The organism is Rhodococcus sp. W8901 (assembly GCF_013348805.1).
In the GTDB taxonomy this organism is placed as follows: Bacteria; Actinomycetota; Actinomycetes; order Mycobacteriales; family Mycobacteriaceae; genus Prescottella.
The window spans coordinates 110,909-137,512 of sequence record NZ_CP054690.1 but is presented as its reverse complement, the minus strand read 5'-3'; the positions used below and the strand labels follow the sequence as shown (position 1 = coordinate 137,512).

The following is a 26,604-nucleotide window of genomic DNA, read 5'->3' as shown; positions in this document are numbered from 1 at the left end:
ACTCCGCGGCACGCAGGCCGCGTAGAACCGTCCCCTAGCGGACTGCCGGGGCGTCCTGCTGCTGCCACACCGTCCACCCGATCGCGCCGACGGCCGCAGCGGCCGCGCCGACGCCGGCAACCCACATCAACGGCGAGTTCGACGATCCGAGGCCGGCCGATCCGAGGCTGCCGAGCGAACCGGTCCCGCCGGTGTCCGGCGTCGGGAACGTGACCGATGCGGTGTGTGCACGCTCGATCGCACCGCTCCGCAACTTCACCGATGCCTGCCACGGTCCGGCCGGCAGGTCGGCGCTGTCCGCGATCCGGAACCGAACCGTCCCGGCGGCGCCGACGGCGACGACCGCTTCCTCGGCGTACACCGGGCCGAGGGTCCTACCGCCGGGCCCGTCGGACAGCGTGAGTTCGCCGCCGACCTCGACGGCCCAGCCACCGGTGTTGCGGATGCCGGCGACGACGACGGCCTGACCGTCGGAATCCCGGTCGGCCGTCAACCGGTCGATCGCGAAGTCCGCGGTCGTGCCGGCGCGGGGCTCCACCCGGAGATTCACGCGAACGCCGACGCGGGTCGCCACCCCGCCACCAGCACCGGAAGCGGGCTGCGCCCAGACCACCGCGGACCGGTCGCCCGTCGGCGCGTCCGCAGGGACCCGAACGGTCACCTTCACGTCGGCGCCCTCCCCGGGCGCCAGCGAGATTCGCTGCTTGTCCAGGCTCGTCCACGACGTCAGCCGGTTGGTACTGCCGGGACCGTCGAGTGTGAACTGCCCACTCCTCATCGATGCCGCACCCGTGTAGAAGTCGACCGTCTGGGCCGTGAGCCCGTTGTTCGAGACCCGCACGGTTCGCTCGAGCGTGTCGCCGGGCGCACGGGTGCCGCCGATCTCCGTCTCCCAACTCGGAAAGGTCGGATCGCGCTGCGGATCCACGATCTTGATACCGATCCCACCCACGACGGGGGCGGCGTGGACGACCGTCGTAGCTGCCGCGACGAACGACGCGAGCAGGGCGAGGAGTGCGAGCAGGTTCCGAAGCAGGAGACGCATGTAGACGCTTTCGTGAGATACCGATGGAGGCCGACGTCGACCTACACCGCGGAGTGGGTAAGTGTCGCGCTGTAGTTCCCGATAGTCACACCGTCGGATACGTCGATGGAGAGCATCGGGGTCCAGCGGAACGTCGCGTCCGGCCAGTCGTGGCGCGCGATCCCGGCCACGGCCTTGGTCGAATCCAGCGTCCGAGGGCCGGTGCTCCGGAAACCCATCGTCTCGCCGCCCGCCGTATAGGTCACCTTGGACCTGGGGATCGTCGTGGCGCCGTTGGTGAAGTCGGAGATCGAGGCGGACACGGTGACCGAGCGGCCGGTCCCGCTACGACGGTCCCGAACTGCGGAGGTGGGAACCGTCCCGCTGACGTTGTTCTGCCCGCTCACCCAGACCATGGGAGCTGTTCGCGGAACGGACAACTCGAGAGGACCGCTCTGCCCGGCGACGGTGAACGTCACATCGGTGGTACCGCTGGTGTCGGCCGAGGCCGTGCCGGCGATCGACGCAGGAACGACTGCCAACGCGACCGCCATGACTCCGGCGCCGAGCGCTGCCGTCGTCTTACGCATCTGGTTCCTCCAGTGAGGTCTACGGAAGTCAGGGGCTACCGAGACGACGGTCACGATGCGCTCGAAGCGACTCATTTCAACAAACAATTGGACGCTTGTCTATTTTCGCTGATCGAGATCCGGGCAGGTCCCGGCCAAGCCTGCGGTCGCAACTTCCTTCACATCCGCACCCCCACCGCCTCGGGGTCACGTGGCGCCTCCGCGAGGCATTTTTTGTATACAATCACCGGTACTCGCGGCGCACTGTCACCTGCCGCCTCACTACTTCACCCCACCGACCTCCGACCGGAAGGAATCCTCCGATGGATCCGTTGTCCAGATTTCGCCTCGACGACCGAGTCGTGCTCATCACCGGGGCAAGCTCCGGGCTGGGTGCAGGTTTCGCCCGGGCGGTTGCCGCGGTGGGCGCGACCGTCGTTCTCGCGGCGCGGCGCGAGGATCGGCTCGTCGCGCTCGCCGAAGAGCTACGCGCGCAAGGCTCGTCCGTCCTCACCCACGCCACCGACGTGAGCTCGGTCGATGACTGCCGGGCACTCGCCGCCGCCGCGGCGGCCGAGTTCGGGCGGATCGACGTGCTGGTCAACAACGCCGGTCTCGGCGGGTCGACCCCGGCACTCCGCGAGGACCCCGATCGATTCCGGGCCGTTGTGGACGTCAATCTCAACGGCACGTTCTGGATGGCGCAGGCCTGCGCCGCGGTGATGAACGAGGGCGCATCCATCGTCAACATCGCCAGCGTTCACGGCCTGGTGGCGTCCCGATTCCCGCAGGCCGCGTATGCCGCCAGCAAGGCGGGCGTGCTCGGACTGACCCGCGATCTGGCACAGCAGTGGTCACGCCGCAAGGGAATTCGCGTCAATGCGCTGTGCCCGGGGTATTTCGCCAGTGAGATGACCGCCGAGGGCGAATCGGCCCTACGTGAGATGGTGGCCGATCAGTCCGTCCTCGGCCGTTTCGGGACGCAGGAGGAACTCGACTCGGCGTTGCTGTTCCTCGCCAGCGATGCGTCGTCGTACATGACCGGAGCGTCACTGGTCGTCGACGGCGGCATGAGCGCCGTCTGAGTGCACGTGGGATCGGATGGCGTTCCCGCCAACCGATCCCACGCTCGTCAGCTGGGCGCCTGGAACGCGACACCGGTGGACTCGAGATCAGCCCAACGGGATTCGTCGATGCCCGCGAGCTCGGCGAGGACCTGGCGGGTGTGGTCACCGAGGATCGGTCCCGGAACCGGAGTCTGCGGCGTCGTGCGGGAGAACTTCGGAACCACGCCGGTGGCAGGGACGGCCGTACCGAACCGGTTGACCAGCTCCACCACCATGTCCCGGGCAGCATAGTGCGGGTCGGCGAGCATGTCCGCGGCCGTGTAGATCCGGCCGGCCGGAACGCCGTTGTCCTCCATGGCCTTCAGCAACTCGTCGGCGGTCATCGCCCGAGTCCAGGCACCGATCACCGCATCGATCTCGGCCATGTTGTCGCCACGAGGGCCGTGTTCGGCGAACTTCGGGTCGTCGGCCAGTTCGGGTCGGCCCATTGCGACGCAGAGCCGTCGAAAGACCGTGTCGGCGTTGGCGGCGATCAGAACTTCCGCACCGTCGGAGGTGGGGTAGACATTCGAAGGCGCGACCTTGGGAAGCACGGACCCGGTCCGTCCTCGGGTCACGCCGCCGATCGCGTGATCCGCCATCGTGGACTCCATCAAGGCGGCCACGGCTTCGTAGATCGCCACGTCCACTTCCTGGCCCCTGCCGCTGACCGAGCGCTCATGGACAGCGGCCAGCGTCCCGATGACGGCGAACAGAGCGGCGAGGGAATCGCCCAGGCTGACTCCGCTGCGGGTCGGCGGAAGATCCGGATTGCCGGTGGTGTGCCGGATGCCGCCCATGGCCTCCCCCACGCTCCCGAATCCCGCATCGCCCGAGCGTGGCCCGGTCTGCCCGAATCCGGAGACGTGCACGAGGATCACTCGCGGGTTGACCTCCGAGAGAGCCGGGTAGTCGAGTCCCCACTTGGCCAGCGTGCCGGGCCGGAAGTTCTCCAGGACGATGTCGGCCTCGGCGGCCAGCTTGCGGACCAGGTCCTGACCCTCGGGGCGACGCAGGTCGATCGCGACGGACTTCTTGTTCCGTGCGATCGAAGGCCACCACAGGCTTTCACCGTCGACGGTGACGCCCCACCGTCGCATCGAATCACCGGCGCCGGTCGACTCGACCTTGAGGACCTCGGCCCCGTAGTCGCCCAGCAATTGCCCGGCGAAGGGTCCGGCGATGAAACTTCCCAGCTCGAGCACCCGAAGTCCGCTGAGCGGACCAGCAGTCTTAGTCATCTCCAAATTGTACACAATCTAAGTCGACGTGGCGCCATCTCGGGATAAAACGGGCGTGACTGCATACAAACTAGGTTCGGGCCAACCCCTCCGGGGGAGCTAGTCTGATCAGCGACCATGCACCGACCACTGCAAGAGGGGCGACGTGACGACGACACCATCGACACCGAGTCGAGTCGCTTACGAACAGATCCGGCAAGCGATCATCGAGGGTAGATATCGGCCGGGACAGCGTCTCATCGAGCAACGGATCGCCGAGGAGTTCTCGCTCTCACGGACACCCGTCCGTGAGGCACTGCGCCGACTCGAGGCGGAAGGACTTGTTCACAGCGAGCCGAACCGCGGTGCGATGGTACGAACCCTCTCGCTGTCCGATGTGGCCGACCTGTACGGACTCCGGGCACGGCTGGAGGCGTACGCCGCCGAACTGGCCGCGGAACGCATCGAAGATGCGCAGCGTGAGCAGATCGACGCCGGCATCGAAGCGTTCGCCGTCGCGCTCGGCATGGACGCCGCCGATCCACTCGACCTGGTTCGGGCCGTGGACGCGGCCAACGGCCAGATCCATCGCGGAATCCTGACGGCGGCCAGGCACGAACGGCTCTCCCGCCTACTCGAACGCACTACCGACGTCCCCCTCGTCTTCCAGGCTTTCCGCCAGTACGACCGCGTCCAGATCGAGCGGTCACATCTGTTCCACCAACTCATCCGCGACGCGATCGTCGCCGGCGACGGCCTGCGGGCGTCCGCCCTGATGCACGAGCATGTCCTCCAGGGCCGCGACGTCCTGCTCGGACACCTCGCGGCAAACGACACCAAGGTGGACGAGTTGTTCGCGATCCCGTCAACCCGGAAAGGCTCCGGCACGGACGAGTAGGCCGGGCACCGGCGTGCCGAGTACCCCACCGAGCCAGTTCGACGCGTCGATCAACTGCGGCAACCGCGCACCCGTGACCACGCCGCTGCGCTCGAGGAGATAGACCAGGTCGTCGGTCGCGATGTTGCCGGTCGCGTTCGGGGCGAAGGGGCAACCGCCGATGCCGCCGATGGACGAATCGAGCACGGTCACACCGGCATCGAGCGCCGCGACCGCATTGGCGTAGCCGGTGTTGCGGGTGTTGTGAAAATGGCAACGCAGACGAACGCCCGGCGCCACCGCGGCAACACCCGCGACCAGCCGGGTCACCTGGCGCGGCACCCCGACACCGATGGTGTCGGCCAGCGAGATCTCGTCCACCCCGAAATCCGCTGTCCGCCGCGCCAGTTCGACGACGGTGGCCTCGGAGACCTCGCCCTCGAAGGGACACCCGAAAGCGGTCGCGATCGTCACCGACACCAGCACACCGGCCGACCTGGCGTCGTCGACGAGATCCTGCACGGTCCGGACCGAGTCCGCGACCGACATGCGCTGGTTTCGCTGACTGAAGGTCTCGGAGGCGACAACGACGCAATTGACCTCGTCCACACCCGCCGCCAGCGCGCGGTCGAATCCTCGACGGTTGAGCACCAGACCGCTGTACGACACATCGCTGCGGCGGGGGATGCCGGCCATCACGGCCTCGGCATCGGCCATCTGCGGCACCGATTTCGGGTGCACGAAGCTGGTTGCCTCGATACGACGGAGTCCCGCGTCGACGGCCCGCTCGATCAGCTCGATCTTCTCGGCCGTCGACACCTGCACCGACTCGTTCTGCAGCCCGTCGCGGGGGCTTACCTCAACAATCTCCACCGTCACTCCAGCCCTTCCCGATCCGTGACTCAACGCCCGAGTCCCGAGCATATTGTATACAATGAGCGAATCCGGCCGATGCGCCGCGCCGTCGTTCGAAAGGGATTGCCGTGTCCACCGCAGAATCGACCCCGGTTGCAAACGAGGCCGGCGTGATAGAAAGCCGGCTCACGCTCATCATGAGCCGCGCCACCCAGGACCCATCACTGCGCGTGGAGAACCTGCGCCGCGTCCCCGCAGGGGCATCACGACACACATGGTCGTTCGATGCATACGGGGAGACGACCGAGCGCCAGGAACTGATTCTGCGAATCGACGCGCCCGGCGCGTTCGAGGCAGAGTCGATGAACCGCGAGTCCGCCCTGATGACGGCCGCGGGTCGCGCCCGGGTGCCGTCCCCGAGGGTTGTGACCTCCGGCAGCGGTGACGATGAACTCGGTGCCGCGTACATCGTGATGAGCCGAGTCGAGGGTGAGTCCATCCCACGAAAAATCCTGCGCGACAGCGAATACTCGTCGGCCCGTCCGCGAATGGCGGGACAGTGTGGCCAGATCCTGGCACGCATCCACAGCATCGATCCCGCATCGGTCGCCGGCCTCGAGGAGCGCGACGAGCTCGACACGTGGCGCAAGACCCTGTCGGACACCGGTCGAGCGCACCCCGCTTTCGAGCTCGCGATTCGATGGCTGGACCAGAACCGTCCGCCTGCCGCGGCACGCCGAGTCGTCCATGGCGACTTCCGTCTGGGGAACTTCATCGTCGGCCCCGAAGGCATTCGTGCCGTGCTCGATTGGGAGTTGGCCCACCTCGGAGATCCACTCGAAGACCTCGGCTGGCTGTGCGTGAAGACGTGGCGCTTCGGCCAGCAGCCTCCGGTGGGTGGATTCGGAACCGTCGACGATCTGGTCGCAGCTTACGAAGCAGAGGGCGGATCGACCGTCGATCGCGACGCCCTCCACTGGTGGTTGGTTCTCGGCACACTCAAGTGGGGAATCCTGTGCCTCCATCAGGCGGAACGGCACCTTTCCGGGGCCACCCGCTCGGTGGAACTCGCAGCGATCGGGCGCCGCGTCAGTGAGACCGAATGGGACCTCCTCGAGCTTCTTCCCTGACCACACCGGGCGTCTGCGCCAGCGTCGTCACCGGCTCCGGCTCCGGCTGATGGGCTCGTCCGTCGGTCGAGGCCGGTGACGACCGACGGTGGCCGGTATCCGACGACCCCGTCGGATACGAAAGGGCCCCGAGGGAATTCGAGTGCGACTTCGAACGTCGACACTCCGGCCCTCGGGGCCCTTACTGGGAACGGTGCCGCGGTCAGCGCAGCCCGAACTCCCAGTTTCCGCCGCGGCGGTACTCACTGAGAATCCTGCGGCCGACGCTCTGGATGTGCACCTCGTCGGCGCCGTCGTAGATCCGCGCGAACCGTGCGGCACGGTACATGTGGCTCAGCGGCGTGTCCTCGGTGACGCCGGCCGCACCGAAGACCTGGACAGCGCGATCGACGACGTTGTGCAGCATTCGCGCGCCGAAGACCTTGACCGCGCCGATCTCCACCCGCGCCTGGTCACCTCTGTCGACCTGTTCGGCCGCCTTGAGGGTGAGCAACCGGCTGGCCTGGATCTCGGTGTAGGAGTCGAACACGTGCTGCTGCATCAGCTGCTTGTTCGCGAGCGGTTCGCCGAACGCGACTCGCTCGTTGAGGCGGTGGCACATGAGATCGAAGGCCCTCTGCGCCTGGCCGAGCCATCGCATCGAGTGGAAGATCCGGCCGGGGCCCAACCGTTCCTGCGCGATCACGAACCCGTTGCCCCGCTCGCCGAGCAGGTTCTCGGCCGGCACCCGTACGTTGTCGTACTCGACCTCGTAGTGTCCGCTGGACAGACCGAGTACGGGTGTGTCCCTGACGATCCGGTAGCCGGGATGATCCGTCGGAACGATGATCATGCTGAACGAAGCATGCGGTGCAGCGTCGGTCTCGGTGCGGCACATGACCGTCGTGTACGCGGCGTCTGCGGCCCCCGTGGTGAACCACTTGCGGCCGTTGATCACCCACTCGTCACCGTCGAGCGTGGCGGTGGTCTGCAACTGCGTCGGATCCGACCCCGCGACATCCGGCTCCGTCATGCCGAAGCTCGGCGAGATCTCTCCCTGCACCAGCGGCTCGAGGTAGGCCTCTCGCCACCTCGGACTGGCGTGCCGGTTCAGCATGATCGAGTCCTGGAGCGTCCAGGTGCCCAGCGCCAGCTGGCCGTACTCACTGCGCCCCTGGACCTCGTTGATGTAGACGTAGTCGAGGAACGGAAGCCCTCCGCCACCGAGCTCGGCCGGATGCCCCAGCGCCCACAGGCCCTCGGATTTGGCTTCCTTCTGCAGGTTCGCGATGAGGCTGCGGGCCTCCGACCCGCCCGCATCCAGAATCGGCTCGCTCGGCTCGACCCTCTCCACCATGAACTGGTAGACCTTGTCGCGCATGGGGCGAATGTGATCGGGGACATCGAATGTCATGCAGGCCCTCCGAGGTAGCCGGGATTGTCCACGCGGAGCTTGGCCTCCACGCTCGCGGTGACGAGGCGTTTGACCTCAGCCAATCGTGAGTCTTCGCGACCTGTGCGGATGGCCTCGGCGAGTCCGGCATCGTCGGCGTATCCGAGCTGGGCCAGTCTGTCTCGGTGCTCGGAGGTATCGGCTGCCCCGTGTTCGAGTTCTCGCTCGACGATCGCCAACGCGTTGATCGCCACCCGGGCGTGGAATCGGACCGCTCCGTCCAACTCGTCGATAACCTTGTCGGCGAGGAACTCTCGGACGGCCGTAACGAGTTCGGCGGCGGTCGGAACGTCGTACAACGTCTCCGGTGCCGTCATCGGCGATCCTCGGACAGACTGATTGCCGCGCCGACATCGACGGCGGCGTATCCTTCGGGTGCGGCGACCTCGACGATGGACTCGTCCCGGTCGTCGAACTCCAACCGCAACGCCCGGCTCATCACCGCATGCATGTCGTACAGGCAGGTGATGTAGGTCAGCTCGAGAATCTGTTCGTCGGTCAGCCCGTCCTTCAGCACCTGGAAGGTACCGTCGTCGACACGGCCGCCGCCCGTCACCAGACTGTCGGTGTAGGACAACACCGCTCGTTCGAGAGGGGTGAACAGATCCGAGACACCCCAGGACGGGATGGCCTCGATCCGCTCCTCGCTGACTCCGAGCGAGCGGAGCGACTTGCAGTGCTGGGAGAAGACGAACTGGCTGCCGCGCAGCCATCCCGCACGAGTCTGACCGAGTTCGCGCAGTACCGGGTCGAGAAGCCGATTGGGGCTCCGGTAGAGCGAGAAGCCTCGAACTGCGTGCTTGAGCACGTCCGGCACCAACGCGAAGACGGTCCACCAGTCGCCCGGGGTTCCGGCCTCGGTGCCGGGCTCGGCCACCGGGTCCCGGTCCGGCCCGAACAACTTGTCGTACATGGTGAGCACGATGTCGGCCTGAGCCTCAGTCCGTGAAACCTGCCTCAAACGGGGCATCGAAGGGTCCTTCCCTGGTGGTAGGTGGTGTCGGTCAGATCGCGGCCGCGTTGGCGGCCTTGGCCGGACGGTGTCGGACATCGGCGGAGGTCAGCTCGCGGGTGTACGCGGCGAACTCGAGCAGGATCCCGTCGGGATCCTGGAAGTACAGCGAGCGCACGAAGACTCCGTCGTGCATCTCGGACGCGACACCGGACTCGCTGTCATCGTGATTGAGGATGTAGCCGACCCGGACACCCTTGCTCTTGAGCTTGGCCCGATACTCGTCGAACTTGTCCGCCGGGATCGTGAACGCCACGTGGTTCATCGAGCCGATGGCACTGGTGATTTCGCCCTTGCCGGGAATGGTCACGGCCGCGGCGATTCCCGGCGCGGCCGGCGGAGCATCGGGGAACCAGAAGAACGCCAGGTGGTTCCCGCCACCGAGGTCGAAGAAGAAGTGCTGCCCCCCACCGTCCGGGAGCTCGAGCGTCTTGACCAGAGGCATCCCCAGCACGTTGCTGTAGAAGTCCACGGTGCGCTCCATGTCAGAACACACGAGCGCCAGATGATTGATTCCGGTGATGTCGAACTCGGAATTCGTCAAGGTCCAGTCCCCTTTCACGGCGTTAGGCCTCGCTGCGACAGCCGGCCCACTCAACTTGACATGATAGTCAAGTCAAGTCGGTCGGGTCAACGCTCGCTGCTACGATTCCGCTCGTGCAGGACTCCGCCCTCCCGGTCAGCAGTCGCGGTCGCGCCACCCGCGAGCGCCTTGTTCGCGCCGCCCGCGAGGTGTTCGAGGAAGTCGGATTCGTCGACGCACGAATCACTCACATCACCAAGACGGCCAAGGTTGCCTACGGGAGTTTCTACACGCACTTCTCCTCGAAGGAGGAGATCTTCTACGAGGTCGCATCCCGGCTGTTCGAGGAGATGTTCGCGCCCGACGACACCACGTTCGAGGGCGACACGCCGCGGTCTCGACTCGACCATGCCAACCGGGTCTACTGGGAGCGATACCAGCAGCGAGCGCGCATGATGGCGATCGTCGAACAGGTCGCGACGATCGACCCCGACTTCCGTGACCTGCGTCAGCAGCATCGCAAACAGACGACCGATCGCACCGCGCGTTCGATCCAGCACTGGCAGGAACAAGGACTGGTCCCCCACGACCTCGATGCACAGGTCGCGGCTCAAGCGTTGGGCGCCATGGTCGATCGCACGCTCTACCTCCGCTTCGTACTCGGCGAGACGGACCATGCCGACACTGCGCTCGACACCGTCAATCTGCTGACGATCAGAGCACTCGGCCTCGACCGCGACTGAGACGCGCGCCTACCCCCACCTCCACGGGCGACGAGCGATTCGCCAGATTCCATACAATCAACCCGGAATCTGCCCGACATATGGGAATCTTCTCCGAAAAGCTTGATCGCAGGCATGGGTCGGGGTCTAGATTGTGTGCAATATCTGTTATCCAGGCCACGTTCCGACTGGAGTCCCACATGCTCTTCAGCGACCTCCTGCGGCGAAACGCCGCTCGCTTCCCCGACCGAACCGCCCTGTCGATGGCCGACGGTTCCGACTCCCGCACCTACCTCGAGCTTCACCAGCGCGCGATGCGCTTGGCCAACGGCCTCAGCGGCCTCGCTGACCCCGGCGACCGAGTGGCCCTGCTGTCCGAGAACAGCCTCGAGTACGTGGAGGCCTACTACGGCGTCCCCGCCGCCGGCATGACCCTCGCACTGCTCAACTACCGCCTTCACCCGAAGGAGTGGGTCTGGATTCTCAACGACTCGGGTGCACGCGTACTGCTCGTGCAGCCGAAGTACCTCGACCTGATCGCCGACCATCGTGCCGAGCTCGAGACCGTCGAACACATCGTCGTGATCGGCGAGGACACCGCCACGTTCACGTCCTACGAGCAGCTGCTGAGTGGAGCCGCGACGACCGCACCGCAGATCGACATCAGCGACGACGACGACGCGTGGCTGCTCTACACCAGCGGAACGACGGGTAAGCCCAAGGGCGCCCGGCTGAGCCATCGGAATCTGAACACCGCGCTGATCCAGTCTGCGATCGAGCACCAGCCGACACCGGACACGTGCTTCCTCAACGCCATGCCGCTCTGTCACGTTGCCGGCTTCCTGACGCCGCTCCATCAGTTCCGGGGCGGTTCGGTGTTGATGATGTCGGACTGGGATCCCGAGCGGTGGATGCAGCTGGTCCAGGACCACCGCGTGACCAGCGGCGGGTTCGCGCCCACCATGATGCAGATGCTGCTCGCACACCCGAAGATCGACGACTACGACCTGAGCAGCCTGGAGTGGATGGGCTACGGCGCATCGAAGATCCCTGCCGACGTTCTCCGGCGGACCATCGAGCGATTCGGTCCCGTCGTATACGCGGGCATGGGCATGACCGAACTCGGCGGCAACATGCTCGTGCTCGACAAGGCCGCCCACATCCGTGCGGCCAACGGCGAAGAACACCTCCTCGACGCGGTCGGCAAGCCGATGTCGCTGGTCGATGTCCGCGTTGTCGCTCACGACGGAACCGAATGCGCTCCAGGAGAAATCGGCGAGATCGTCGTCCGCGGCGATCAGGTGACCACGGGATACTTCCGCAACCCCGAGGCGACGGCGCAGGCGTTCGAAGACGGCTGGTTCCACACCGGCGACCTCGCACATCGCGACGACGAGGGGTTCATCTACATCGTCGACCGTGCGAAGGACATGATCATCACCGGCGGGGAGAACGTCTACTCGAGCGAGGTCGAGAACGCCATCTACAGCCACCCCGATGTACTCACGGCAGCGGTCATCGGGACCCCTGACGACAAGTGGGGCGAGATCGTCACGGCCGTAGTCGTTCCCAAACCGGGCGTCGAGTTGACGGCCGACGACATCGTCAGTACCTGCAAGTCGCAGATCGCCTCGTTCAAACAGCCCCGCAAGGTCATCTTCACCGACGCAATGCCACAGACCGTCAGCGGCAAGATCCGCAAGAACATCCTGCGCGACCAGTACACCACCAGCTGACCGCTACTTCTACGGCACATGAATCCTGGAGGATCCCATGCAATTCAGCACACTTACGACCGGACTGAAGTTCCCGGAAGGCCCCGTAGCGTTGCCCGACGGCGACGTACTGGTGGTGGAACTGCACGGCGGCCGGCTCACCCGGGTAGCCGCTGACGGCACGAAGACCGTGGTCGCAAACCTCGGCGGCGGCCCGAACGGTGCTGCGATCGGTCCGGACGGCCGAGCCTACGTCGCCAACTGTGGAGGGATGCACGCGTTCGACGTCGGCGGATACATCTACGCCGGCGGCACACCCGAGGACTACGCCGGGGGCAGCATCCAAGCCGTCGATCTCGAGACCGGCGAAATCGAACTGCTCTACACCGAATGCGACGGCCTACAGATCCGAGGGCCCAACGACATCGTGTTCGATGCGCACGGTGGCTTCTACTTCACCGATCACGGTAAGACCAACCACCTGACGAGCGACCGCGGCCGGCTGTACTACGCGACCGCCGACGGGTCGTCGATCCGAGAAGTGGCATCAGACATGAACGGCCCCAATGGGGTCGGCCTCTCCCCCGATGGTTCCCGGCTCTACGTCAGCGAAACATTCACCGCGCGTGTGTGGTGGTGGAACGTCAGCGGTCCGGGCGAGATCGCCGGCGGCGAGATCGTCGGCGGCTCCGGCAACGGGAACTTCCTCTACGGATCCCCGGACTTCCGCTACTTCGATTCCCTCGGAGTCGAGGCCAACGGCAACATCTGTGTCGCATCCCTGTCCACACCCGGCATCTGTGTGATCAGCCCGGAGGGCAAACTCGTCGAGTTCGTGGCGATCGACACCGACGGCGACCCTGGAATCACCAACATCTGCTGGGGCGGAGAGGACATGCGCACCGCGTACGTCACCGCATCCAGCACCGGCAAGCTACTCAGGTTCGACTGGCCCCGTCCGGGACTGGCGCTGAACAACCAGGCGAGCATGGCGCGATGAACGCGATCGGCGATGTCGCGGACAAGTTCTTCGCCGCAGTCACCGCTGCCGATGTCGCCACGCTCGAGACCTTGTACAGCCCCGATGTAGTCGTCTGGCACAACTACGACGACATCGAGCAGACACGTGACGAGAGCATCCGCACGCTCTCGTGGCTGGCCCGCAAGGCCGGCCCGCTCGAGTACGTACAGATCCGACGGCTGCTACTCGACGACGGGTTCGTGCAGCAGCATGTGGTGGAACTCAACGGGGTCGCACAGGGTCTGCGTATGCCCGCGATGCTACGGGTCTACTGCGACGACAAGCACATTCACCGGATCGACGAGTACGTCGACCCCGGACCGCTCAACGTGCGACTCGCGGCGGCGAAGAACTGAACAAACAGCCCCGTTGGTAGATCTGGCCCGCCGAATCAGCGTCGAGGTCGACCAACGGGGCTGTCACTCTTTGCCCTTGATGTCGATTCCGGATCAGTGGTTGCCGAAGTTCGGCGGTCGCTTGTCGCGGAACGCGTTGACTCGGCGAAGTCTCGCGTGCCGAGCAGCTCGAGCCGGCCGGCTCGCTCCCGCCGGTAGAGAACGATCGCCCCGCACCGGTGAGGACGGCGACCCGCACGTCGGGATCCATGGAGTAGGTCTCGAATGCTTCGGCAATTGCATCGAGAGTTTCGGTGAGGACAGCGTTCATGCTGGCGGCGCAGTCGATCGTGATGCGCAGGATGCCTCCGTCGAGAGAGGTGAGGACACCGGAGCCGATCGTGCTCACTTCGAGATCCCTTCGGTTGGTTGCGCCTCGAGGCCGCAAGGGTTCTCTGAGCCGGAGGCGGATTCGTTCCAGGGAAGCGAAGAGGTCGAAGTCAATCAGCACCGCGGACGATGCAGGCGTTGACCAGCCAGCCTCACCATGATAGCTATTTAGCGAGCGCTAAATAGCTATCATGTTCTTCGATGAAGGAGGCCGCATGGCCGACGAGCCGACCGGCACCGAGCCCGCCGCGCTGTACGAGCGTCGCGGCAGTGTCGCGATCATCACCCTCAACCGCCCGCGGGCACTGAACGCGGTCAATGCGGCACTCTCCACGGCCGTGGGGACGCTGCTCGAGCAGGCCGACGCGGACGACGAGGTGCGGGTCATCGTTCTCACCGGCGCCGGACGCGCCTTCTGCGCGGGCGCGGACCTCAAGGCACTGGGCAGCGGCGCCCCGCTCGAGGCCGACGGCCACCCCGAGTGGGGTTTCGCCGGCTACGCCCAGCACTGGATCAGCAAGCCGACCATCGCCGCGGTCAACGGTTTCGCGCTCGGCGGCGGCACCGAACTGGTCCTGGCGTCGGACCTGTCGGTCGTCGACGAACACGCCCAACTCGGCCTGCCCGAGGTCACGCGCGGGTTGTTCGCCGCGGCCGGTGGTGTGATCCGTATGCAGCAGCAGATCCCCCGCAAGATCGCCCTCGAACTCGCGCTCACCGGCGCACCCATCACCGCGGTCGACGGCCTGAACCTGGGTCTGGTCAACCGCGTCGCACCCGCCGGCACCGCGCTCGAGGTCGCCCTCGAACTCGCCGCGAAGATCGCCGCGAACGCACCGCTCGCGGTGCGGGAATCGAAGGCCATGATCCACCACACCGCCGCCTACTCCGACTGGGAACAGGACGTGTGGGACCAGAACGCCAAGGCCATGGAAATCGTGTTCACCAGCGCCGACGCGCAGGAAGGACCGAAGGCCTTCGCCGAGAAGCGCCCACCGGTCTGGCAGGGCCGCTGACCTCACGCAACCCGTATCGGCGACCTTCTCCCCACCTCGCCGGTCACCACTGATTTCGAAAGGAACACCCATGACGAACGCAGTCATCGTCGACGCCGTCCGCCTCGCATCCGGCAAGGGAAAGAAGGGCGGCGCCCTCGCCGGCACCCACCCCGTCGAACTCCTCGCCGAAGTCCTACGCTCGATCATCGACCGTAACGACCTCGACCCCGTCCTCGTCGACGACGTCATCGGCGGCTGCGTCCAGCAGGTCGGCGAACAGGCACTCAACATCACCCGCACCGCGCTGCTCTCCGCCGGGTTCCCCGAATCGGTGCCCGCCACCACCATCGACCGCCAGTGCGGATCGAGCCAGCAGGCCGCGCACTTCGCCGCACAGGGCGTCATCGCCGGCGCCTACGACATCGTCATCGCCTGCGGTGTCGAATCGATGAGCCGCATCCCCATGGGAACCTCTCCCATCGGCCAGGACACCGCCGGCCCCGGCATCGCCGCCCGGTACCCGGAAGGGCTGATCCACCAGGGCATTTCGGCCGAACTGATCGCCGCGAAGTGGAAGCTCGACCGCGAGACCCTCGACGCGTACTCCGCCGAATCCCACCGACGCGCCGCCGCAGCGGCCGCGAACGGCCTGTTCGACAAGGAGATCGTCCCCATCGACGTGCAGAACGCCGCCGGTGAGACCGTCTCCCACACCGTCGACGAGACCGTGCGCGCCTCCACCACCGCCGACGGACTGGGCGCCCTGAAGTCCGCGTTCCGCAGCGACGAGTTCTCGCAGCGGTTCCCGGAAGCGCAGTGGCACATCACTCCCGGCAACTCCTCGCCGTTCACCGACGGCGCCTCCGCGGTCCTGATCATGAGCGAGGAGATGGCATCCAAGCTGGGACTCACCCCGCGCGCCCGGTTCCACTCGTTCTCCGTCGCCGGCGACGACCCGATGTTCATGCTCACCGCCCCGATCCCCGCCACCCACAAGGTCCTCGCCAAGTCGGGCCTGAGCATCGACGACATCGACGCCTACGAGGTCAACGAGGCCTTCGCCCCCGTCCCGCTGATGTGGGCACACGAATTCCGCGCCGACCCCGCCAAGCTCAACCCCCGCGGCGGCGCCATCGCCCTCGGCCACGCCCTCGGCTCCTCCGGCACCCGCCTGCTCACCACCCTCGTCAACCACCTCGAGGCCACCGGCGGACGCTACGGCCTGCAGACCATGTGCGAAGGCGCCGGCATGGCCAACGCCACCATCATCGAACGCCTCTGACACACAGAACAACTCACCTGCGCACTCGGGCACACCCGGGTGTGCAGGTGTCTGTCCGCCCATGAACCCGCCAAGGAGACGGAATGCAGCGTAGACACTTCGAGGCCGACCACCAGGCTTACCGCGAATCGGTCCGCGAGTTTCTCGCTCGCGAGATCGAGCCACACTACGAACGCTGGGAGACCGACAAGCTGATCGATCGTTCTGCGTGGACCGCGGCGGGCAGGTTCGGAATGGTCGGCCTCGGCGTTCCCGAAGAGTTCGGTGGGTCGGGTGTCACCGACTACCGATTCCGACACGTCGTTGCGGAGGAGATCGCCCGGACGGCGGTCACCTCGTTCGGCTCCGGCCTGAGTGTTCACGACGACATCGTGATCCCCTACATCGTGCATCTCGGTACCGAGGAGCAGAAGCGGCGATGGCTGCCGGGCATGGCCGCCGGTGACCTGATCGGCGCGATCGCGATGACCGAGCCGGGGGCAGGCAGCGACCTGCAGGGTGTCAAGACCAGCGCGGTGCGGGATGGCGACGAATGGGTGATCAACGGACAGAAGACGTTCATCACCAACGGAATCCACGCCGATATCGTGATCGTGGTGTGCCGCACCGACCCCGAGGCAGGATCCCGGGGCTTCTCACTGATCGTCGTCGAACGTGATGCTCCCGGTTTCAGCCGCGGACGAAAGCTCCACAAGGTCGGGCTGGCCGCCCAGGACACCGCCGAGTTGGTGTTCGAGGACGTGCGCGTCCCCGCCGACAACCTGCTGGGCACCGAGGGGCGGGGTTTCATCCACCTGATGGAGAACCTACCGCTCGAGCGGATCTCCATCGCGGTGAACGCGATCGCAGCGGCGCGGGCAGCATACGAGTGGACGAAGTCGTATGTCTTCGAACGCAAGGCCTTCGGACGGCCGATCGGCGATCTGCAGAACACCCGCTTCGCCCTGGCCGAGATGCGCACCGAAATCGAGGTCACCGAGTCGCACATCGACCGTTGCGTTCTCGCACTCGGCGACGGCGAGCTCACTGCCGTCGACGCGTCGATGAGCAAGTGGTGGGCGACCGAACTCCAGACCCGCGTAGTCGACCGCTGCGTACAGCTTCACGGCGGTTACGGCTACATGATGGAGTATCCGATCGGACGCGCCTATGTCGACTCGAGAATCCAGACCATCTACGGCGGTACCACCGAGATCATGAAGGAGATCGTCGGACGGGACATTGCCTCCGAGTTCCGGTGACACGGACGCCCCGAACCGATCGACGAGGTCCTAGAGCAGTCGGACCGACCTGTCTGCGAATCGCAGACACATCATTCGCCCCACTACCGAGGAGTTGACATGGAATTGATCGCAGTACTGGAGTTGACCTTCAAGCCGGAATCCCTGGACAAGGCGCGCGAGGTGATGACACGGGTACTCGGCGAGACTCGTGGATTCCCCGGCTGCGTGAGTGTGAAGTCGGTTATCGACGGTAGAGATCCCAATACCTGGCGTTTCGTCGAGACCTGGGAATCAGCCGAGCACGATGCCGCGTATCGCAAGTTCCGGGCCGGCGAGGGGGCCATCACCGATCTCGGTCCGCTCCTCGCCGCTTCGCCGTCACTCGTGACGGGAACCGTCGACCCGGGCCTGTGATCGAGCCAACCAGGTTGTACCGGCCAGGCGGGTTGCACGAAAGCGACGACGCTGCCCTCCCTTCCAGCGGGAGGGCAGCGTCGTCCGTCGATCAGTCGAATGCAGCAGCGGCGTTGCGCTCCGCTTCAAGGATCAACGCGGGATCGTAGTCCGCGGATCGGCCCGGCAGATATGTCACCGATCGGAGGTCACCGGAGTACGGGAAGGTCCGGTGGCGCTCGTGGATACCCCAGTGCACGGGCCCGGATCGGTTGACCCCCACGTCGATTCCGCTGAACGGTGCCATCCCGAGCAACATCATCACCGAATCGATCGTCGCGAGTTCGCGGTCGCCGTCCGACAGGGTGAACGACCACCGGAAGTCGGGCAGTGCTACCGCGGACAACCGCAGGGTCGTCGGGCCCTGACGAAGCTCCTCGTCGGCGACAACGTCGTGCATGCGCCCATACTCGTTGTACGCCAACGCGACACGACCGTTCTCGATGTAGACGGCGTAGCCTCCACCCTGGTCACCGTGCGCGACCAGGATTCCCTGGTCACCGTGGTAGTAGTTCACGTCGATTTCCACATCGAACGAACGCAGATAGATCAGCTGGCTCGAGCGGTAGCGTTCGAGTTTCGGCGTGCCCGGGAGAATCCTGACCGGTTTCTCGAACTCGCGTTCGGCAGGTCGTCGGATCGATGTCTCGAGATGTCCGAGACTTGGCAGCGGGAAGACCGTGTTCTCCCAGGCCGCGCGCTCCCAGGCGGCGGCCAGTTCGGCGAGCTTCTCCGGCTCGGACTCCGCTAGGTTGTTCATCTCGTTGGGATCGACCGCAACGTGGTACAGCTCCCACTCCGCGTCGGTGAACGGGGTCCCGGGGGCGTGAGCGGTCAGAATCTTCCAGCCGTCCCGGTAGAACCCACGGCTTCCGCCGTATTCCGCGTACTGCTCGGTGTGGGTACTGAGTGCGTCGCCGTCCCAGAGAACAGGACCGAAACTGTATCCGTCGATCGACTTGGTGGGCTGCCCGTGGCGCACGCCCGGTGTTTTGACCCCGATCATGTCGAGCAAGGTGGGCAGCACGTCGGTCACGTACTGGTATTGCCCTCGAATTCCGTTGTCTCCATCGTCACGACGCAGTCCCTCCGGCCACGACATCAAGAACGGCACACGTACCCCGCCGGCAAACGTCTGTCCCTTGTAGAAGCGGAACGGGGTGTTCGACGCCATGCCCCACCCACGCGGGTAGTGAACCATCGTCTGCGGACCGCCGATGAGCGAGAGGTCACGCTCGACGTCTCGCTCCCAGTCCGGCGTTATTCCGTGGATGTGGACGAACCGACTCATGTAGCTGCGTGTGCCCTCCGTCCCGCCCTCCATGGTGCCGCCGTTGTCGGAGGTGAAGACGATGATGGTGTTGTCCAACTCGTCGAGTTCCTCGAGGGTGTCCATGATGCGGCCGAGACTCTGATCGACGTTGTCGACCATGGCCGCGTACACCTCCATGTACCGCGCATAGACCTCGCGTTCCTCGGCGGGCAGCGAATCCCAAGCCTCGACGTCGAACCGCGCCGCCCCGACGTCCCGCGGAGGTAGTGGCGTCCCTTCGGGGAAGATCCCGTCCTCGAGCTGCCGCGCGTGACGCTGCTTGCGGATCTCGTCCCAGCCGACGTCATAGCGGCCACGGTATTTCGCGAGATCGTCGGCCTTGACACCCAACGGTCCGTGCATCGCGTGATGAGCGAAGTACATGAAGAACGGTTTACGGGAATCGTTGGCGCGCAGGCCCTTGATCATTCCCACAGCCTGGTCGGTCAGGTCGTCGGTCAAGTAGTAGTCGTCGGGAACGTCGCCCATATCCACCGGACTGTTGTCTACGACCAAACGATTGGGATGGAAGAAGCTGTTGCATCCCTCGGTCGTGCCGTAGTAGCGGTCGAATCCACGCTGGACCGGCCATGTCGACCGGTCCCCGGCGTCGTTCATCAGAGCGTCACGCGTGAGATGCCACTTTCCCAGGGCGAACGTCGCATACCCGTGCGAACGGAGGATCTCCGGCATAGCCAGGACGTCCTCGTCCAGTTCGAGCCGCGTTCCCGGGAATCCCGGATCGGAGTTCGCGACCCCCGCGAATCCGGCGCGGTGGGGATTCAAACCGGTCATGATCGCCGCGCGTGCCGGTGAGCAGACTGGAGTCGTGTGATAGTTCGTGAGACGAACCCCGGTGTTGGCCAGTCGGTCCAGGTTCGGCGTCGCGATTTCCGAACCGAATGGGGCGATGTCGCTGTACCCCATGTCGTCCAGGAGAATCAGAACGACGTTCGGTGCCCCCTCGGGTGCACGACGCTCACGCGGCCACGCCCGCTCGGACTCCGCCGTCGTCCGGCCGATCTTGCCCGGGTGCTTCTCGTACCCCCGGGCGAACGACGGGACGCCACGCTCATCGAGCCCGTCGAAGCCGCCAGAAGCTGTTGTCAAGTGTTTTGCCATAATAACTACTGTGATTCTCGACCCCCCCTTCGGGGATCAACCAAAGGAGGTGATTCCAGGTGACCTCGTCGCAGTCCGACGCTGGACTCCGAGAGCTCGTCCCTGACCACCCGCCGGTTGCTCGGGTGCGATTCGGTGAAGCACTCGATGCCGCCCTTGCCAGGACCCGACTGGTCGTGCTCGTCGCACCGGCAGGCGCCGGAAAGACTACGGCCCTACTCGACTGGGCGAGCTCTCGGCGGGCCGTGTGGGGAACCAACCGAGAACCCACCTCCACCGACACCGTGGTGATCCTCGACGACGTCCCCCCGTCGGAACCGCTGGACCGGATGGTCTCGGAACTGCTTGCACAAGGTCTCGGTGTGATCGTTGCCGGGCGAGGCCTGCCGGCAATCGGGCTACAACGACGTATCGGACGCCGAGAGGTCACCGTCCTCGGATTCGACGATCTCACTTTCGACGACGCCGAGACCACGAACCTGATCGCTTCGCGACTCCCCGACCGGAATGCGCTGGACGCCTCGTTACTGCGTGAGTACACCGGTGGATGGCCGGCGGTCACCGACCTGATCATCGACATGTCCGAGCGCATGCCGCCCGATGCCGACATCTCGAAGCTCGCGTCGAACGCCAAAGAGTACATCCGTACCGAGGTCGTCGACGCCCTGCCGCACCCGCAGCTTCGGGCGTACGCCATCCTCGGTCAGCTGCAGAGATTCGATATCGAACTCGCGACGGACGCTCTCGACGACCCGACTGCTGTCCGGAAGGTCCGCGAGCTGTGCCGATCCCACGGATTGGTTCTCGCAGCACCCGACCGCCGCGGGTGGTTCCACTTGCCACCGGTCATCCGCGAAGTACTGAACGAATACCCCGAGGTCCTCGACATCGACGACAGCGCAACGATTCTCCGTCGCGCCTCACTCTGGTACGAACGCAACGGCATGTGGGAGGACGCCTTCGATTACATGCTTCGTACTGCACCCGAAGACGTCATTGCTCAAGTGCAGCGAATGCTGCGGGTCAATGCCCCGGGGCCCCTGGGCCTCTCCGCGCCGGCACTGCGAACTTTCGAGAAGTTGCCCGAAGGCGTAAAGCTCGTCCCCTCGACGATCCTTGTACTTGCGAACACGCTGATTCAGAACGACCTCACCGACGAAGCGGCAAACATGCTCTCGCGGGTAGATCCGCACCGCTGGGTTGAAACCGATCAAATCATCGAATACTACGCAGCGCTCGCTTTCGCTCACCGTTGTCGATTCGATCACGAGCGATCGGCTGCCGCCGCGACCTCCGCTCGCCTATTGTTGTCGACTTTGGTCGGTTGCCCGGACAGTCGCCGCGCATACCTTGCTGTTCGTTCGACGAATCAGTTGATCGACGTTCGCCTATGGGAAGGCGATCTCGATTCGGTTCGGTCGCTGACAGATTCGATCAATCGGGACATACACATGGCAGCGAGCCCGATCTCGACCGTTCGATTCGTGGCAGCCACAGCGATACTCGCACTCGATTCCGGCGACACTGCGACAGCGGAGTTCCGCGCGCGCGAATCCATCAACGAAGCCGCCCGCCTGGGCATCAGCGGCACTCACGTAACAGCGGAGGCACACTTTACACTCGGATCGCTCGCTCTCGAGTCGGGTGACCTCGCCGGGGCTGTCTCCGAACTCGAACACGCCCGGTCACTCGCCGCCCAGGGGCAGTTTCCCACAATCGTTGCACGCATCGAGCTCACGCTCGCCGAATGTGCTGCCGCCGAGCGCCGCTGGGATGACGCATCCCACATTCTCGAAGCAACACTAGGCTCAATCGACGCGGTCCGCGCGGCCCACGACGTCGCCCTACACCGGCGGACGGCCGCGAATGCACTTGCGCTGCACACCGACTCGGGCGCCCACCACCGAGCTCGGGCCACCTTCGAATACCTGGTTGACGCAGTGCGTAGCGGTATTGGTCCATTTACAGGCGGCGCAGCCCGGGCAGCACTCCGATATGCCCTGCGGCAGAACGCTGTCGAACACGGTCCTGCTCTCATTGCGACACTGGCGAAGTCGCCCGAACCGATCGACACAGTGCTCACACATCTAGGCCGGGCATGGTTGAGCGCAGACAGACCCCGCGAGGCGGCCGCGTCGACGATCGCGGCGCTCGAGATCGCGGACCGATGGGGGTTGTACCGGACGATTTCCGAGTACACGGTTGGCATCGACCACATACTCCGATCGATCGTCGACGATCCGGGCGTGAGTGCGGAAGCCAGCGGCCGAGTGGTCCGGCGCGCACGCGACCTGCTGAATCGCGTAGACGCCGAACCATTCTCCCTGTTGAGTGAACGTGAGATCGCAGTCGCCGCATTACTCCCGACCCGCCTCACCAACAAGGAAATGGCCGCCGAACTGTGGATCTCAGCGAACACGATGAAGACCCACGTTCGACACATCTACGAGAAACTCGGGGTCACCCGCCGCATCGAGGCCGTCGATCGCCTCGTCGAGTTGGGAATCCTCCGCAGTACTCACGGGTCCCCCTGATCACATCAGCGTGACCCGATTTTCGCGGCCGCATCGAACGCCGCCCGCTCGCTGCGGCGTTGACGCTGACGCGCCGGATCGGGCACCGGGATAGCCGCGATCAACCGCTTCGTGTAATCCTCGCGCGGGTGATCGTGTACCTCCGCGGCATCTCCCCACTCGACGAGGTTTCCATGATGCAGAACGCCGATCTTGTGGCTGAGATGACGGACTACCCCCAAGTCGTGCGCGATGAACAGGTAGGCAACCCCACGGCTTTTCTGCAATTCCGCGAACAAGTTGACGATCTGGGCCTGGGTGGACACATCCAAGGCACTGACCGCCTCGTCACAGATGATCAACTTCGGCTGCGGGGCCAGTGCCCTCGCGATAGCGACCCGCTGTCGTTGACCTCCCGACAATTCACTCGGATAAGCACTTTCGACGTCCGTCGGGAGACCCACCGAACGCAGCAATTCGTGAATCTCGTGTGTCTGCTCGTCTGCGTCGGTCATTCCACGAAGCCGCAATAGTGGCTCGGCGAGGATAGTCCGGATCTGCATGGTTGGATTCATCGAGCTGAGCGGATCCTGGAAGACTGCCTGCACCTCGCGATAATGAGCGAGTCGCTCCGCACGGGTCCGCGGCGGGAAGTGATGGCCTGCGAATCGAATATCGCCGCCGGATGCGCGGAGTAGACCGAGAACCGCGCGGCCGATCGTGCTCTTGCCAGAGCCCGACTCACCGACCAGTCCCACTGTCTGGCCGTACTCGATGTCGAACGACACGCCATGTACTGCGGTCTTCGGCGGCTCCGAACGCAGTAACCCCCGCTTTCCGGGGTACGCCACCTTCAGTTCGTCGACGGACACCAACACGTTCTCTGCGCTCATCGGGCGTCCTCCAGTAGTTCTGCGCTGTCTTGTGTACGGATGCACCGTGATTCCCGGTTGGATTCGAGAACCCTCAGCGCCGGGCGTCCGTTACGGCACTCGGGCATGACGAGAGTGCACCGATCGGCGAACGAACATCCATCGGGAACCGAGCCCGGTCGTGGGACGATACCGGGGATAGCAGCGAGTGGCCGGTCGACCGCATCGCCGTCGGGTGTCGCGTCGATGAGCGCACGGGTATACGGGTGACGAGGGCCCGAGAAGAGGTCCTCGATATCCGCCGTCTCGACGATCTCGCCGGCGTACATCACTGCAGCCTTGTCGCAGATATCAGCCACCACACCGAGGTCGTGTGTGATCAGGAGGATGGCAAGACCTCTTTCGTCACGCAGATCACGCAACAGATCGAGAACCTGTGCTTGAGTGGTGACGTCGAGTGCCGTCGTGGGTTCGTCGGCGATCAACACGTCCGGGTTGCAGGACAAGGCGATTGCAATGACGACTCGCTGTGCCATTCCGCCCGAAAACTGGTGAGGGTAGTCGTCGACCCGATCCTGCGGATTCCTCACGCCCACTCGATCAAGCAGTGCGATCGATTCATTCCGCGCAGCCGCACGGTCCATTCCCTGATGGATCATGAGAGATTCAGCGATCTGCTTCCCGATTGTCATAGCGGGGTTGAGCGCCTTCGACGGATCCTGGAATACCATCGCCATACGCGCACCGCGGATCTTGCGCAGCTGACGCTCGTCCGCATCGACCATTTCCTCACCGGTCACGCAGATGCTCCCCCGAAGGCGCGCTCCCGGAGCCGCCAGTCCCATGATGGTGAGCGCGGTGACGCTCTTGCCGGATCCGGACTCCCCCACTAACCCGAGGATCTCGCCGGGCTTCAGACTGAGTGACACATTCCGCACGATCGGAAGATCGCCGTTCTCACTCGGGAACGTCACGGACAGATCCGTGACCGCCAGTACCGCGTCTGCATCGACTGCAGCCGGAATCAATTCATGATCGATTGCGCGACGGCGTCCCAGACCTGCCCGCACCGGACCTAGCGCGGCGGCCAGTCCGTCGGCAGTCAAGTTGAAGGCGAGGACGGTGACAGTCAGCATGACGCCCGCGGGGATCGCCAGGAACGGCTGCTGGCCGATGTACATCCGCGCTTCGGACAACATGATTCCCCAACTCGCTTGTGGCGGTTGAACACCGACACCGAGGAAACTCAGGGTCGATTCGATCAACAACGCGATGCCGAAGAACAGTGCAACCTCGACCAGGATTGGCGCCGACACATTAGGAAGGACGTACCGAGCAACCACCCGCAACCGCGGAGCGCCCGACAACTCGGCTGCGTCGACGTAAAGCTCCTCTCGTACGGACAACACCGAACCTCGGACCAATCGTGCGAGGCGAATCGAGAACAAGAAGCCGACCGCCAGCATCGCGTTTGTCAGCCCGGTACCCAACGCGGCAATGATCGCAAGTGCGACCACCAGGCCGGGCAGAGCCAGCAGGATGTCAATAACACGCATCATCAGGCGGTCAATCCACCCACCGAGGTATCCCGATGCCAGCCCGACAGGCACGCCGATCACCACAGCGATGAGAACTGCCTCGACCCCGGCGAACACCGCAATCCGAGTCGCAAAGATCAAGCGACTCAGTGTATCTCGACCAAGGTGGTCAGTTCCGAGCCAATGATCAGCTGTTGGACCCAACAAAAGTGAATCGAAATTTGCACGGTTCGGATCGTAGGGAGCGAGCTGCGGCGCGAACACCGCGACAAGCAGGAGCAGCGCCAGAAATACGAGCGCCGCGAGTGGAAGCCGTTGCCGGACGAACCGACGTAGAACGCCGGTCCGTGGAACCTTGTTCTGCGAGATCTGCACAGCCGGTGTCGACTGTGGCGCTTCGGACAATGTCAAGGTCATAGTTCACGCACCCGAGGATCGAAGTAGTTGTACAGCAGGTCCACCATGAGATTGGTGATGAGCACCGCGACTGCAACGACCATGATCACGACCATGATCACCGGCGTGTCGGACGCGAGCACTGCGGGGACAGTCAAGCCGCCCAGTCCGGGCAACGAGAAGATCACCTCGATGACGAACGAGCCACCGATCATCGTTGCGACCTGGAATCCGATCACAGTGGCGACCGGTCCGAGCGCATTACGTAACACGTGACGACGGATGATCGCCGATTCGGATACGCCCTTTGCTCGTGCAGTCCGAACATAGTCGGAGTCCAGATTTGCGATCATCGACACGCGCATTTGCCGGGCTACCGATGCGGCGGGCGTCAGGGCAAGCGCGATACTCGGCAATACGAGGCTCGCGGCCCACATAGAAGGCGACTCCGCGAACGGAACATAGCCGCCGGACGGTAGCCACCCGAGCTTGACCCCAAACCATGTCGACAGCATCATGCCTGCCCAAAAACTCGGCACCGCAATAAGTCCCGACCCGATAATCGTCAAGAACCGATCGAGGACACCCCCCGGCCGGCGGGCCGCGGCAATCCCAGCGGGCACGCCGAACGCTACCGTAAGGATCAATCCCCCCAGGGTGAGCGAGAGCGTAACCGGGAGCCTGTCCATGACCGAAGTCCAGACACCCGAGCCGTCCAAGTACGACGACCCGAAGTCGCCACGCACAACCGCGGACAACCAATCGAAGTATCGCGCCCAAACACCCTGATCAAGTCCCAGCTTTTCTTTCGTCTGCGCAATCGACTCGTCCGTCGCAGTGTCGCCCAGGATCGAACTGACGATGTTGCTGGGCGACGCGTTCAACAGAAAGAACGCCAACCACGACACGACGAGAAGAACAGGAACTAGCGAAAGCAACCGGTGGAGAACAATTTTCGTCATTT

25 protein-coding genes are annotated in these 26,604 nt (G+C 64.8%); 12 read left to right on the top strand and 13 right to left on the bottom strand.

All coding sequences use genetic code 11. The features are described 5' to 3' along the window. Positions 1-34: 34 nt before the first annotated feature. Together HUN07_RS00630 and HUN07_RS00625 are read right to left on the bottom strand one after the other, a co-directional pair. Entirely contained in the window at positions 35-1,045 is a 1,011-nt protein-coding gene (locus tag HUN07_RS00630; RefSeq protein WP_174907317.1) for a COG1470 family protein, read from the bottom strand. 41 nt (positions 1,046-1,086) lie between these two features. Next, complete coding sequence (locus HUN07_RS00625; protein ID WP_174907315.1) at positions 1,087-1,614, bottom strand: hypothetical protein; 528 nt, start codon at positions 1,612-1,614, stop codon at positions 1,087-1,089. Between the two features lie 302 nt (positions 1,615-1,916). Between HUN07_RS00625 and HUN07_RS00620 the strand changes: the two genes are divergently transcribed. Continuing rightward, positions 1,917-2,678 carry an SDR family NAD(P)-dependent oxidoreductase gene (locus HUN07_RS00620; RefSeq protein WP_114723980.1) on the top strand — a complete coding sequence of 254 codons (762 nt, stop codon included), beginning with the start codon at positions 1,917-1,919 and terminating at the stop codon, positions 2,676-2,678. 47 nt (positions 2,679-2,725) lie between these two features. Here HUN07_RS00620 and HUN07_RS00615 read toward each other — a convergent pair whose 3' ends face one another. Continuing rightward, positions 2,726-3,940, bottom strand: a complete 1,215-nt coding sequence (locus HUN07_RS00615) for a CaiB/BaiF CoA transferase family protein (protein WP_174907314.1) — start codon at positions 3,938-3,940, stop codon at positions 2,726-2,728. Between the two features lie 145 nt (positions 3,941-4,085). On the opposite strand from HUN07_RS00615, the gene HUN07_RS00610 reads away from it, so the two are divergent. Next, complete coding sequence (locus HUN07_RS00610; RefSeq protein ID WP_174907312.1) at positions 4,086-4,817, top strand: GntR family transcriptional regulator; 732 nt, start codon at positions 4,086-4,088, stop codon at positions 4,815-4,817. Here the strand turns inward: HUN07_RS00610 and HUN07_RS00605 are convergent. Further along, the gene (locus HUN07_RS00605) at positions 4,785-5,720 is read right to left on the bottom strand and encodes a hydroxymethylglutaryl-CoA lyase (protein ID WP_174907311.1); all 936 of its coding nucleotides are present in this window, start codon (positions 5,718-5,720) and stop codon (positions 4,785-4,787) included. The genes HUN07_RS00610 and HUN07_RS00605 overlap by 33 nt on opposite strands. A gap of 59 nt (positions 5,721-5,779) precedes the next feature. On the opposite strand from HUN07_RS00605, the gene HUN07_RS00600 reads away from it, so the two are divergent. Beyond that, positions 5,780-6,781, top strand: coding sequence for a phosphotransferase family protein (locus tag HUN07_RS00600; RefSeq protein ID WP_254622711.1), 1,002 nt, complete (start codon positions 5,780-5,782; stop codon positions 6,779-6,781). A 202-nt stretch (positions 6,782-6,983) separates the two neighbouring features. Here HUN07_RS00600 and HUN07_RS00595 read toward each other — a convergent pair whose 3' ends face one another. The 4 genes from HUN07_RS00595 to HUN07_RS00580 are packed head-to-tail and all read right to left on the bottom strand — an operon-like array spanning position 6,984 to position 9,769. Further along, positions 6,984-8,174, bottom strand: coding sequence for an acyl-CoA dehydrogenase family protein (locus HUN07_RS00595; protein ID WP_114723977.1), 1,191 nt, complete (start codon positions 8,172-8,174; stop codon positions 6,984-6,986). Next, complete coding sequence (locus tag HUN07_RS00590; RefSeq protein WP_174907309.1) at positions 8,171-8,530, bottom strand: DUF6285 domain-containing protein; 360 nt, start codon at positions 8,528-8,530, stop codon at positions 8,171-8,173. The genes HUN07_RS00595 and HUN07_RS00590 overlap by 4 nt, the downstream gene beginning before the upstream one ends. Next, positions 8,527-9,183 (bottom strand): carboxymuconolactone decarboxylase family protein, encoded by a 657-nt coding sequence (locus HUN07_RS00585; protein ID WP_174907307.1) that lies wholly within the window; start codon positions 9,181-9,183, stop codon positions 8,527-8,529. Before HUN07_RS00585 ends, HUN07_RS00590 begins: the two co-directional genes overlap by 4 nt. A gap of 34 nt (positions 9,184-9,217) precedes the next feature. Beyond that, complete coding sequence (locus tag HUN07_RS00580) at positions 9,218-9,769, bottom strand: VOC family protein (RefSeq protein ID WP_254622710.1); 552 nt, start codon at positions 9,767-9,769, stop codon at positions 9,218-9,220. 113 nt (positions 9,770-9,882) lie between these two features. Here HUN07_RS00580 and HUN07_RS00575 point away from each other — a divergent pair, with 113 nt between their 5' ends. The 4 genes from HUN07_RS00575 to HUN07_RS00560 all read left to right on the top strand — a co-directional run bounded on the left by HUN07_RS00575 (position 9,883) and on the right by HUN07_RS00560 (position 13,562). Beyond that, positions 9,883-10,491, top strand: a complete 609-nt coding sequence (locus HUN07_RS00575; protein WP_254622709.1) for a TetR/AcrR family transcriptional regulator — start codon at positions 9,883-9,885, stop codon at positions 10,489-10,491. A 179-nt stretch (positions 10,492-10,670) separates the two neighbouring features. Then, positions 10,671-12,206, top strand: coding sequence for a class I adenylate-forming enzyme family protein (locus HUN07_RS00570; RefSeq protein WP_174907305.1), 1,536 nt, complete (start codon positions 10,671-10,673; stop codon positions 12,204-12,206). Between the two features lie 37 nt (positions 12,207-12,243). After that, positions 12,244-13,185: an SMP-30/gluconolactonase/LRE family protein gene (locus HUN07_RS00565; protein ID WP_174907303.1), complete on the top strand. Its 942-nt coding sequence runs from the start codon at positions 12,244-12,246 to the stop codon at positions 13,183-13,185. Then, entirely contained in the window at positions 13,182-13,562 is a 381-nt protein-coding gene (locus tag HUN07_RS00560) for a ketosteroid isomerase (RefSeq protein ID WP_254622708.1), read from the top strand. Before HUN07_RS00565 ends, HUN07_RS00560 begins: the two co-directional genes overlap by 4 nt. On the opposite strand, the gene HUN07_RS00555 is transcribed toward HUN07_RS00560, so the two are convergent. Further along, entirely contained in the window at positions 13,531-13,950 is a 420-nt protein-coding gene (locus HUN07_RS00555) for an enoyl-CoA hydratase-related protein (protein ID WP_174907301.1), read from the bottom strand. The genes HUN07_RS00560 and HUN07_RS00555 overlap by 32 nt on opposite strands. A 196-nt stretch (positions 13,951-14,146) precedes the next feature. Here HUN07_RS00555 and HUN07_RS00550 point away from each other — a divergent pair, with 196 nt between their 5' ends. The 4 genes from HUN07_RS00550 to HUN07_RS00535 all read left to right on the top strand — a co-directional run bounded on the left by HUN07_RS00550 (position 14,147) and on the right by HUN07_RS00535 (position 17,848). Further along, positions 14,147-14,947, top strand: a complete 801-nt coding sequence (locus HUN07_RS00550; protein WP_174907299.1) for a crotonase/enoyl-CoA hydratase family protein — start codon at positions 14,147-14,149, stop codon at positions 14,945-14,947. Between the two features lie 70 nt (positions 14,948-15,017). Further along, the gene (locus HUN07_RS00545) at positions 15,018-16,211 is read left to right on the top strand and encodes a thiolase family protein (protein WP_174907297.1); all 1,194 of its coding nucleotides are present in this window, start codon (positions 15,018-15,020) and stop codon (positions 16,209-16,211) included. 83 nt (positions 16,212-16,294) lie between these two features. Beyond that, complete coding sequence (locus HUN07_RS00540; RefSeq protein ID WP_174907295.1) at positions 16,295-17,452, top strand: acyl-CoA dehydrogenase family protein; 1,158 nt, start codon at positions 16,295-16,297, stop codon at positions 17,450-17,452. Positions 17,453-17,551: 99 nt separating this feature from the next. Beyond that, positions 17,552-17,848, top strand: a complete 297-nt coding sequence (locus HUN07_RS00535) for a putative quinol monooxygenase (protein ID WP_174907293.1) — start codon at positions 17,552-17,554, stop codon at positions 17,846-17,848. Between the two features lie 91 nt (positions 17,849-17,939). Here HUN07_RS00535 and HUN07_RS00530 read toward each other — a convergent pair whose 3' ends face one another. Beyond that, entirely contained in the window at positions 17,940-20,309 is a 2,370-nt protein-coding gene (locus tag HUN07_RS00530; protein WP_254622707.1) for an arylsulfatase, read from the bottom strand. 299 nt (positions 20,310-20,608) lie between these two features. On the opposite strand from HUN07_RS00530, the gene HUN07_RS00525 reads away from it, so the two are divergent. Further along, entirely contained in the window at positions 20,609-22,855 is a 2,247-nt protein-coding gene (locus tag HUN07_RS00525) for a helix-turn-helix transcriptional regulator (RefSeq protein ID WP_174907289.1), read from the top strand. A 5-nt stretch (positions 22,856-22,860) separates the two neighbouring features. Here HUN07_RS00525 and HUN07_RS00520 read toward each other — a convergent pair whose 3' ends face one another. Genes HUN07_RS00520 through HUN07_RS00510 form a run of 3 tightly spaced genes read right to left on the bottom strand, consistent with a single transcriptional unit; the run spans position 22,861 to position 26,602 of the window. Further along, a complete protein-coding gene (locus HUN07_RS00520) occupies positions 22,861-23,727 on the bottom strand; it encodes an ATP-binding cassette domain-containing protein (protein WP_174907288.1) in 867 nt (288 codons plus the stop codon). Then, positions 23,724-25,661 (bottom strand): dipeptide/oligopeptide/nickel ABC transporter permease/ATP-binding protein, encoded by a 1,938-nt coding sequence (locus HUN07_RS00515; protein WP_174907286.1) that lies wholly within the window; start codon positions 25,659-25,661, stop codon positions 23,724-23,726. Before HUN07_RS00515 ends, HUN07_RS00520 begins: the two co-directional genes overlap by 4 nt. Beyond that, on the bottom strand, positions 25,658-26,602 hold the full coding sequence (locus HUN07_RS00510; protein WP_174907284.1) for an ABC transporter permease: 945 nt from the start codon (positions 26,600-26,602) through the stop codon (positions 25,658-25,660). The genes HUN07_RS00515 and HUN07_RS00510 overlap by 4 nt, the downstream gene beginning before the upstream one ends. Between the last annotated feature and the right edge of the window lie 2 nt (positions 26,603-26,604).

Excerpts from the sequence above, each read along its gene's own strand:
- HUN07_RS00625 (WP_174907315.1), bottom strand. The coding sequence starts at position 1,614 with ATGCGTAAGACGACGGCAGCGCTCGGCGCCGGAGTCATGGCGGTCGCG.
- HUN07_RS00615 (WP_174907314.1), bottom strand. The coding sequence starts at position 3,940 with ATGACTAAGACTGCTGGTCCGCTCAGCGGACTTCGGGTGCTCGAGCTG.
- HUN07_RS00540 (WP_174907295.1), top strand. The coding sequence starts at position 16,295 with ATGCAGCGTAGACACTTCGAGGCCGACCACCAGGCTTACCGCGAATCG.
- HUN07_RS00550 (WP_174907299.1), top strand. The coding sequence starts at position 14,147 with ATGGCCGACGAGCCGACCGGCACCGAGCCCGCCGCGCTGTACGAGCGT.
- HUN07_RS00535 (WP_174907293.1), top strand. The coding sequence starts at position 17,552 with ATGGAATTGATCGCAGTACTGGAGTTGACCTTCAAGCCGGAATCCCTG.
- HUN07_RS00595 (WP_114723977.1), bottom strand. The coding sequence starts at position 8,174 with ATGACATTCGATGTCCCCGATCACATTCGCCCCATGCGCGACAAGGTC.
- HUN07_RS00510 (WP_174907284.1), bottom strand. The coding sequence starts at position 26,602 with ATGACGAAAATTGTTCTCCACCGGTTGCTTTCGCTAGTTCCTGTTCTT.
- HUN07_RS00585 (WP_174907307.1), bottom strand. The coding sequence starts at position 9,183 with ATGCCCCGTTTGAGGCAGGTTTCACGGACTGAGGCTCAGGCCGACATC.
- HUN07_RS00630 (WP_174907317.1), bottom strand. The coding sequence starts at position 1,045 with ATGCGTCTCCTGCTTCGGAACCTGCTCGCACTCCTCGCCCTGCTCGCG.
- HUN07_RS00545 (WP_174907297.1), top strand. The coding sequence starts at position 15,018 with ATGACGAACGCAGTCATCGTCGACGCCGTCCGCCTCGCATCCGGCAAG.
- HUN07_RS00590 (WP_174907309.1), bottom strand. The coding sequence starts at position 8,530 with ATGACGGCACCGGAGACGTTGTACGACGTTCCGACCGCCGCCGAACTC.
- HUN07_RS00605 (WP_174907311.1), bottom strand. The coding sequence starts at position 5,720 with ATGCTCGGGACTCGGGCGTTGAGTCACGGATCGGGAAGGGCTGGAGTG.
- HUN07_RS00520 (WP_174907288.1), bottom strand. The coding sequence starts at position 23,727 with ATGAGCGCAGAGAACGTGTTGGTGTCCGTCGACGAACTGAAGGTGGCG.
- HUN07_RS00620 (WP_114723980.1), top strand. The coding sequence starts at position 1,917 with ATGGATCCGTTGTCCAGATTTCGCCTCGACGACCGAGTCGTGCTCATC.
- HUN07_RS00570 (WP_174907305.1), top strand. The coding sequence starts at position 10,671 with ATGCTCTTCAGCGACCTCCTGCGGCGAAACGCCGCTCGCTTCCCCGAC.
- HUN07_RS00560 (WP_254622708.1), top strand. The coding sequence starts at position 13,182 with ATGAACGCGATCGGCGATGTCGCGGACAAGTTCTTCGCCGCAGTCACC.
- HUN07_RS00515 (WP_174907286.1), bottom strand. The coding sequence starts at position 25,661 with ATGACCTTGACATTGTCCGAAGCGCCACAGTCGACACCGGCTGTGCAG.
- HUN07_RS00565 (WP_174907303.1), top strand. The coding sequence starts at position 12,244 with ATGCAATTCAGCACACTTACGACCGGACTGAAGTTCCCGGAAGGCCCC.